The sequence below is a fragment of the Caballeronia sp. LZ028 genome, assembly GCF_031451415.1.
In the GTDB taxonomy this organism is placed as follows: Bacteria; Pseudomonadota; Gammaproteobacteria; order Burkholderiales; family Burkholderiaceae; genus Caballeronia; species Caballeronia zhejiangensis.
Window position 1 is genome coordinate 832,194 of sequence record NZ_JARUXN010000001.1, and the last position, 7,941, is coordinate 840,134.

General features: G+C 62.2%; 9 protein-coding genes and 1 pseudogene. 6 read left to right on the plus strand and 4 right to left on the minus strand.

Annotation, left to right across the window (positions count from 1 at the left end):
* Positions 1-19: 19 nt before the first annotated feature.
* From QCE58_RS03925 to QCE58_RS03940, 4 genes are read left to right on the plus strand one after another with little or no spacing between them, the layout of a single operon-like run.
* A complete protein-coding gene (locus QCE58_RS03925) occupies positions 20-958 on the plus strand; it encodes a carbohydrate ABC transporter permease (RefSeq protein ID WP_008351256.1) in 939 nt (312 codons plus the stop codon).
* Positions 955-1,806 (plus strand): carbohydrate ABC transporter permease, encoded by an 852-nt coding sequence (locus QCE58_RS03930; RefSeq protein ID WP_008351255.1) that lies wholly within the window; start codon positions 955-957, stop codon positions 1,804-1,806. The genes QCE58_RS03925 and QCE58_RS03930 overlap by 4 nt, the downstream gene beginning before the upstream one ends.
* 10 nt (positions 1,807-1,816) lie before the next feature.
* Complete coding sequence (locus tag QCE58_RS03935) at positions 1,817-2,530, plus strand: HAD family phosphatase (protein WP_008351254.1); 714 nt, start codon at positions 1,817-1,819, stop codon at positions 2,528-2,530.
* A 46-nt stretch (positions 2,531-2,576) separates the two neighbouring features.
* Positions 2,577-3,713 carry an ABC transporter ATP-binding protein gene (locus tag QCE58_RS03940; RefSeq protein WP_008351252.1) on the plus strand — a complete coding sequence of 379 codons (1,137 nt, stop codon included), beginning with the start codon at positions 2,577-2,579 and terminating at the stop codon, positions 3,711-3,713.
* Positions 3,714-3,764: 51 nt separating this feature from the next.
* Here the strand turns inward: QCE58_RS03940 and QCE58_RS34055 are convergent, their stop codons facing one another.
* Both QCE58_RS34055 and QCE58_RS34060 read right to left on the minus strand, forming a co-directional pair.
* On the minus strand, positions 3,765-4,166 hold the full coding sequence (locus tag QCE58_RS34055) for a hypothetical protein (protein ID WP_404989939.1): 402 nt from the start codon (positions 4,164-4,166) through the stop codon (positions 3,765-3,767).
* 9 nt (positions 4,167-4,175) lie between these two features.
* Positions 4,176-4,405: pseudogene (locus tag QCE58_RS34060) on the minus strand (glycosyltransferase family 2 protein); the annotation flags it as partial.
* A gap of 270 nt (positions 4,406-4,675) precedes the next feature.
* On the opposite strand from QCE58_RS34060, the gene QCE58_RS03950 reads away from it, so the two are divergent.
* Complete coding sequence (locus QCE58_RS03950) at positions 4,676-5,542, plus strand: hypothetical protein (RefSeq protein WP_175979864.1); 867 nt, start codon at positions 4,676-4,678, stop codon at positions 5,540-5,542.
* A gap of 85 nt (positions 5,543-5,627) precedes the next feature.
* Complete coding sequence (locus QCE58_RS03955; RefSeq protein WP_008351246.1) at positions 5,628-6,479, plus strand: MOSC domain-containing protein; 852 nt, start codon at positions 5,628-5,630, stop codon at positions 6,477-6,479.
* 4 nt (positions 6,480-6,483) lie between these two features.
* On the opposite strand, the gene QCE58_RS03960 is transcribed toward QCE58_RS03955, so the two are convergent.
* Positions 6,484-7,431 carry a sugar-binding transcriptional regulator gene (locus QCE58_RS03960; RefSeq protein WP_008351245.1) on the minus strand — a complete coding sequence of 316 codons (948 nt, stop codon included), beginning with the start codon at positions 7,429-7,431 and terminating at the stop codon, positions 6,484-6,486.
* A gap of 179 nt (positions 7,432-7,610) precedes the next feature.
* Positions 7,611-7,941 (minus strand): transposase (locus tag QCE58_RS03965; protein WP_309779228.1); only part of this gene is annotated, 331 nt, incomplete at its 5' end.

The window sequence follows — 7,941 nt, forward strand, 5'->3', positions numbered from 1 at the left end:
ATCATCGAGAGGTGACACGATGAGTCAACTGAATCCCCCCATCACCGATCATCATCTGGAGGAGTCCGCCGCCGAACGCGACAAGCGCCGCGCGAAGTCGGTGCGATGGCTGATCTCGCCGTCGACCGGACTGCTCTTCCTGTGGATGGCCATTCCGCTCGCGATGACGATCTGGTTCTCGTTTTCGCGCTACAACCTGCTGAATCCCGATGTCAAAGGTTTCGCGGGCTTCGATAACTTCGAGTTTCTCGTCACCGATCCCGCGTTCGGGCCGTCCATCGGACATACGCTGACGCTGATCGTGTCGGTGCTCGTCATCACGGTCGTAGGCGGCGTGCTGCTCGCCGTGCTGTTCGATCGCAAGTTCTTCGGACAGGGCATCGCGCGTCTGCTCGTGATCGCGCCGTTCTTCGTGATGCCGACGGTCTCCGCGCTCATCTGGAAGAACATGATCCTGCATCCGGTGTACGGCCTGATCGCGAGCCTGATGCGCTCGATGGGCATGCAACCGATCGACTGGTTCGCCGACTATCCGCTTTTCGCGGTCATCGTGATCGTCGCGTGGCAGTGGCTGCCGTTCGCCTTCCTGATTCTCTTCACGGCGATCCAGTCGCTCGATCAGGAGCAGAAGGAAGCGGCGCGCATCGACGGCGCGGGTCCGTTCGCGATGTTCTTCTTCATCACGCTGCCGCATTTGAAGCGCGCGGTGGCCGTGGTCGTGATGATGGAAACCATCTTCCTGCTGTCGATTTTCGCGGAAATCTATACGACGACGGGCGGCGGTCCCGGCACCGCGACGACGAATCTGTCGTACCTGATCTACGCGCTCGGCCTGCAGCAGTTCGACGTCGGCCTTGCATCGGCGGGCGGCATTCTCGCGGTGATTCTCGCCAATATCGTCGCGTTCTTCCTCGTGAGAATGCTCGCGAAGAACCTCAAAGGGGAGTACGAGTCATGAGCACGCAATCGGTCAATGTTCCGCCGCGGACTTCCGCGCTCGGCCATGCGAAGAACATCGTGCCTGGCATCGTCGCGTGGATCGTGTCGATCCTGCTGTTCTTCCCGATCTTCTGGATGACGATCACCGCGTTCAAGACCGAGCAGCAGGCGTATTCGTCGTCGCTGTTCTTCACGCCGACGCTGGAGAGCTTCCGCGAAGTGTTCGCGCGCAGCAATTACTTCGGTTTCGCGTGGAATTCGGTGCTGATTTCGGTCGGCGTCACGGTGCTCTGCCTGATCCTCGCCGTGCCGTGCGCCTACGCGATGGCCTTCTTTCCGACCAAGAAGACGCAGTCGGTGCTGCTGTGGATGCTGTCGACGAAGATGATGCCGTCGGTCGGCGTGCTCGTGCCGATCTATCTGCTGTGGAAGAACACGGGCCTGCTCGATACCGTGTCCGGCCTCGTGATCGTGTACACGCTCATCAATCTGCCGATCGCCGTATGGATGGCCTACACGTACTTCAACGAAGTGCCGAAGGACATTCTGGAAGCGGGCCGCATCGACGGCGCGACGACGTGGCAGGAAATCGTCTATCTGCTGATGCCGATGGCGTTGCCCGGTCTCGCATCGACGGGGCTCTTGCTCATCATCCTGTCGTGGAACGAGGCGTTCTGGAGCATCAACCTGTCGAGCTCGAACGCGGCGCCGCTGACGGTGTTCATCGCGTCGTATTCGAGTCCGGAAGGCTTGTTCTGGGCCAAGCTCTCGGCGGCTTCGTTGCTCGCGGTCGCGCCGATTCTGATCGTCGGCTGGGTCTCGCAGAAGCAACTGGTGCGCGGCCTTACGTTTGGCGCGGTGAAGTGAGGACGCACTCGTGAATCTCACTCCATCCCGAGACGCCAATCTCGAAGATCGCCTGCTGATCTGCGATTGCGACGGCGTGCTGATCGACAGCGAAACGGTGGCGGCGCGCGTGCTCGTCGCCGAGTTGCAGGCGCTGTGGCCGGGCGTCGATGTCGAGCCGGTCGTGATGCCGCTGCTCGGCCTGCGCATCGAGGCCGTGCTCGCCAGCGCCGCCGATACGGTGAACCGGACGCTGACGCACGATCAGGTCGTCGCCATCCGGCGGGCCGTCGAAGCCGCGGCGATGCAGGCGCCGACCGTGCCGGGCATCGCCGAGGCGCTCGCGGCCGTGCCCTTCACGAAGGCGTGCGCGAGCAACAGCTTCTCGACGTATGTCGATGCCGTGCTGCAGCGCACGGGTCTGCTGCGCTTTTTCGGCGAGCGGCGTTTCTGCGCGGACATGGTCGCGAATCCGAAGCCCGCGCCGGACGTGTATCTCGCGGCGGCGCGCGCGATGCGCATCGATCCGCTGCGCTGCCTCGTCGTCGAAGACAGCGTGACCGGCGTGACGGCGGCGCGCGCGGCGGGCATGCCGGTGCTCGGCTTCATCGGCGGCGGACACGCGACCGAAGGGCAGATCGGCGCGCTCGAAAAAGCGGGCGCGCAGGCGGTATTCGACGACATGACGCGACTGCCTGCGCTCGTCGAGCAATGGCTGCAGAACGCGACGTTCGAACTCAGATAGCGATGGCGTTTCATCGCATCGCCAATGAAGACTGGAGACACACACCATGGCTAGCCTGACACTTCGCAACATCAGCAAGCGTTATGAAGAAACCGAGGTGATGCGCAACATCAACCTCGATATCAACGACGGCGAGTTCGTCGTGTTCGTGGGCCCGTCGGGCTGCGGCAAGTCGACGTTGATGCGGATGATCGCCGGCCTCGAAGACATCAGCGGCGGCGACCTGATGATCGACAATGCGCGCGTGAATGAGCTCGCGCCCGCGAAGCGCGGCATCGCGATGGTGTTCCAGTCGTACGCGCTTTATCCGCACATGACGCTGTACGACAACATGGCGTTCGGCCTCAAGCTCGCGGGCGAGAAGAAGCCCGCGATCGACGCCGCCGTGAAGAACGCCGCGAAGATTCTGCACATCGATCATCTGCTCGATCGGAAGCCCAAGCAGCTTTCGGGCGGCCAGCGTCAGCGCGTCGCGATCGGGCGCGCGATCACGCGCAAGCCGAAGGTGTTCCTCTTCGACGAGCCGCTCTCGAACCTCGACGCCGCGCTGCGCGTGAAGATGCGCCTGGAATTCGCGCGCCTGCACGACGATCTCAAGACGACGATGATCTACGTGACGCACGATCAGGTCGAAGCGATGACGCTCGCGGACAAGATCGTGGTGCTGTCGGCGGGGAACATCGAGCAGGTCGGCACGCCGAACACGCTTTATCACGCGCCGGCGAACCGGTTCGTGGCGGGCTTCATCGGCTCGCCGAAGATGAACTTTTTGTCGGGCACCGTCGCCGCGGTGCAGAACGACGGCGTCCTCGTGAAGTACGCGACGGGCGAGACGCAACTCGTCGGCGTGCTGCCGGGCAATGCGAAGCCGGGCGATGCGGTGACGGTCGGCGTTCGTCCGGAGCATCTGCAGCCGAATTCGCCGGAAGCGGGCGATTACGGTCTCTCCGCGACGGCGATGACCGTCGAGACGCTCGGCGATGCGGCATATCTGTACGCGGAAACCGAAGTCGCGCCGGATGGATTGATCTCGCGCATTCCGCCGCTGGAGAAGCACGCGCGTGGCGAGAAGCTGAAGCTCGGCGCGTCGCCTGAGCATTGTCATCTGTTCAACGCGGAAGGGCAGGCGTTTACGCGCAAGGTGGTCGATTCGTGGCTGCGGGAGCACGCGACGGCCGCTTGAGCGTTCCTCGGGTGTTGCGGGCGCGGTTCGTCGGGACCGCGCTTTTTCGTTTTATGCCGCGTTATTCGACCTGACACCTTCCCAAAGGGCTTCGGTGCAAAGCGCAATGTGCTCCGGACTGCGCGGATAGACTTGCTCGCGGGCCTTTACGACTTCGTTGAGCATTCCCAGCAACCGGCCTTCGAGCTCGACGCGGCTTGCGCCCCAAGTCATATCGATATCGGAGATGGCAACGCCTACGGATCGGTGCAGCTTGATCAGGGCATCGACGATATCGAGATTCGGGTCGTAGCGGATAGCGTGTTTCTGAATGAACGCGCGCCGGAACATGGTGCTCGGATTGGCTAGATAAGCCGCTCCGAGAAGAAAGCGGCCTTTGATGGTCGCATCGTCGAGCGGAAAGTCGGTTATGGATTCTTCGTCGCCAAAGAGCCTGATCTGAGAGCCGACCACGGTCACATCCGGATTCGCATCGAGAAAATCTGCCTGTTTTCGGAGACGCCCCGGTTCGGCCAGATCGTCGTGATCGATGCGCGCGATGTATTCGCCCCGGCACAGATCGAAACCGCGATTGGCGAGATGCGGATGCGCTCGTCGTTCAGGCTTCGAACGAGTGAGAGCGTGTCGTCGGTGCTGGCGTCGTCGAGAACGAGGATTTCGAAGTCGGCGTCCTGGTTGAGCAACGATTTCAACGTTTCGACGATATGCGATTAGGTGTTATAGGTTGGAACGACGATTGATATTCTTGGCATTACTAATAGTGAAGGAATAAAGTCGGCGCGTAGCTTACGTCCCAATGTCGCTCAAAAGGAACCAGCGCATCGATTAATCATTTGAGTTGCCTGCAAATCGATGATCCGCGTCAAAACCTTGTTTCTCTCGGCTTCCTCCTAATCAAATCACGGCGGCGTACCGCTAGCATGTCGTGCACATTTATGCACCTGACGCGACAAGGAGAAGCAGTGCGATTCGACGGCTATTTCATCAATCTGGATCGGAGTCAGGATCGGCGCAAGTCGATGGAGACGCAACTGGCGAGCATCGGCTATCAGGATCGAATCGTGCGTTTCCCCGCGGTTGACGGCATCGCCCAAGGACCGTTCGACAACGCGGGCAAGAACTGCGTCTGGGCATGTCGGCAATCGCACGAACGGGTGATCCTCAACTCCTCCGCCGACACCGCCACCGTCGTGCTGGAAGACGACGTGGAACTGAGCCCGCTCTTTCCGACGCTCATCAACGATCACATACTCGCGGCGCACATCGGCAACAATCCCGACCTCGACCTGATGTTCCTCGATTGCGCACCCGTATTCGACCGCGTGTCCCTTCTGCTGCTGGAGGCGGAGAAGCGCATGAACGGCCGCGCGAATCCGCAATTGCTCGGCGATGGCCGTCACTATTTCGACAATGTCAGTTTGTTCGACGCGAGGGCAACCTACGCGTTTTGTGCGGCGGCGTACGTTGTCACGCCGAAGGGAAAGCAGAAACTTCGTACGCTGTATTCAGCGTCGGAAGACCAGGCCGTGCCGGTCGACATGCTTTTCAGGCACTGGCTGCACTTCGACGGGCTTTCCGGCCAACTGGTCGTTCCGTTCCTCGCAACGCCGGAATACATGAGCGCATCGACGATTTCGTACGATGCACTCGACGCGCCCGTCATCGATCAGACAGTCGGCCTGGCGATCGGCGCCATCCGCAGGCTGCTCTTCGCCGGCGATGCCAATCTCGACACGAACAGGATCGATGCGCTCATCGAAGCCGGCCCGCGTTCGCCCGAATACAAGCTAGGGCTGGAACTTGCCGCAGCGATGATGAGGGCGTCGTAAAACCGTACTCGTATCGGGCGATGCGCGATAATCTCGGCTTTCGACCGGCCACATCCGATGACCGGCGCCGAACCCCCATACCGCCATGCCCGTCCTGAACGAAATCTTCGTCTATCCGATCAAGTCCTGCGCGGGCATTTCACTGCGCCGCGCGACGCTCTTCGAGACCGGCCTCGAATACGACCGCCACTGGATGGTGATCGACACCGCCGGCGCCATGTTCACGCAACGCTCGCATCCGCGCATGGCGCTGGTCCGCACCGCGTTCGATGCCGATGATCTCGTCATCGACGCGCCCGGCATGCCGACCCTGCGCACGCCCTTGCGCGCCGAAGCGCTCGCCGATGCGAAGCCGATTCGCGCGACCGTCTGGCGCGACACCGTCGATGCGCTCGACGCGGGCGAACAAGCCGCGCACTGGTTTAGCACGTTCCTCGGCGTATTCGCGCGTCTCGCGCGATTCGCACCGGCATCCCGCCGCGATGTCAGCGATAAATGGACCGCGCCGCAATCCACGCACACGCGTTTCGCGGATCAGTTTCCGTTGCTGGTCGTCGGTCAGGCATCGCTCGACGATCTCAACGCGCGGCTGTCGGCCAAAGGCGCGCCGGGCATCGCGGCGAATCGCTTCCGCCCGAACCTCGTGATCGGCGGACTCGATGCTTACGAAGAGGACTACGTCGGCGAAATGCGGATCGGCGATGCGCAATTGCGGCTCGTGAAGCTCTGCACGCGCTGTCCGATTCCGTCGATCGATCAGGCGACGGGCGCGCCGAACCCGGCATGGCCGCACGAACCGCTCGACACGATGAGCGCGTACCGTGGCAGCGACCAGTTCGACGGCGCGCTCACCTTCGGCAAGAACGCGATCGTTCTGGAAGGCGAGGGCGTTGCGCTGGAGATCGGACAGGAAGTGGAAGCGGAAATCGACTTCTGAGCCGTCAGGCTTCGAGTGCGGCCTTCGCGCACAGTTCGTCGGTGACGAGCCCCGACAGCCACTTTCCCTTCAACGCCGCGACCAGTGCTTCGCGCTTGCGCTCGCCGCCCGCGAAGCCGATGGTCGGACGTTTGGGCGGCGAGTCGAGCGCGAGGCTCGTCGCGCGCGCGCCGGTCTTCGATTGCACGCGGCGGCCGTCTGCATCGATCGGCAGGCCGAGCCATTCGGCGACGGCGCCTGCCGACATCATTTCATCGACTTCCGCGCGCGTGATGAAGCCGTCCTCGTGCAGCGGGCAATTCACGCCCACGTTGCCGATGCCGACGAACGCCACGTCCGCCTTCTGCGCGAGTTCGCCGACGATGCGATACAGCCGGTGATTGACCCACTGCGCGCGCTCGGCGACGTTATCTGCCATGAGCGGCGCGGGCAGCATGAAGTGCTTGCCGCCGGTCTTTTCCGATAGCTGCTGCGCGACGTCGTAACGATTCGACGAGCCGTCCTGCGCGATTGCGCCGACCATCGACACGAAACGATGCTGCGGCCGGTCGATCTGTCCGATCTGCGCGACGCAGGCTTTCAGCGTGCGCCCGCTGCCGATCGACACGACGAGCGGCTTTTCTTCGAGCAGATAGCGCTCCATGACCTGCGCGCCGGCGACGGCGAGCTTGCGGTCGACTTGTTCGGGCGCATCGCCGTCGATGGGCACGACTTCGCACATCGCGAGGCCGTAGCGGTCGCTCAGCGCTTTGGCGAGCGAAAGACAATCGGCGATGCGGTGATCGACGCGCACGCGGATCAGGTTTTTTTCGACCGCGAAGGCGACGAGGCGCTGCGCCACCGGACGCGAGATCTGGAGCTTTTCGGCGATCTCGTTTTGGGTGTTGCCGGCGACGTAGTAGAGCCACGCTGCGCGCGTTGCGAGATCGAGTTTTTCAGTGGATTTGGGCACTGGGGGTTTGGTTTTCGGTTCTTGGTTTTTGATTTTCGCTTTCTGGCGAGGGTGTTCGTCGTGGAATCCTGATTACATGTCGGTCTATTAGCACTGCCCCTGTGCGGGGCGGCAGTCACTTTCTTTGCTGCTGCAAAGAAAGTGACTGTATTGAGCGTCAAGGGTTGAGTTGGTAAGGATCATGGTTTTGGGGGGTTCCAAGTTGTGCCGTCGCGCATCATGGCGTTGAGCTGGGTGAGCATCTTGCGCATTGCTGCGACGAATGCGACTTTGGTCTTTTTGCCTCTGGCGCGCAGGCGGTCGCAAAACGCCTTGATGTGCGCGTTGGATCGCTGGGCGGCGACGCAGGCCATGTAGAGGGCGCGCCGCACGATGGGGCGGCCGCCCGAGACGTGCCGCTGGCCGCAGTGGGCGCCGCTATCGGAATTGAACGGGGCGAGCCCGGCGAGCGAGGCGATTTCGCGGGCGTTGAGGGTTCCGAGTTCGGGCAGAAAGGCAATGAGCACGGCC

Excerpts from the sequence above, each read along its gene's own strand:
- QCE58_RS03930 (WP_008351255.1), top strand. The coding sequence starts at position 955 with ATGAGCACGCAATCGGTCAATGTTCCGCCGCGGACTTCCGCGCTCGGC.
- QCE58_RS03940 (WP_008351252.1), top strand. The coding sequence starts at position 2,577 with ATGGCTAGCCTGACACTTCGCAACATCAGCAAGCGTTATGAAGAAACC.
- QCE58_RS03925 (WP_008351256.1), top strand. The coding sequence starts at position 20 with ATGAGTCAACTGAATCCCCCCATCACCGATCATCATCTGGAGGAGTCC.
- QCE58_RS03955 (WP_008351246.1), top strand. The coding sequence starts at position 5,628 with ATGCCCGTCCTGAACGAAATCTTCGTCTATCCGATCAAGTCCTGCGCG.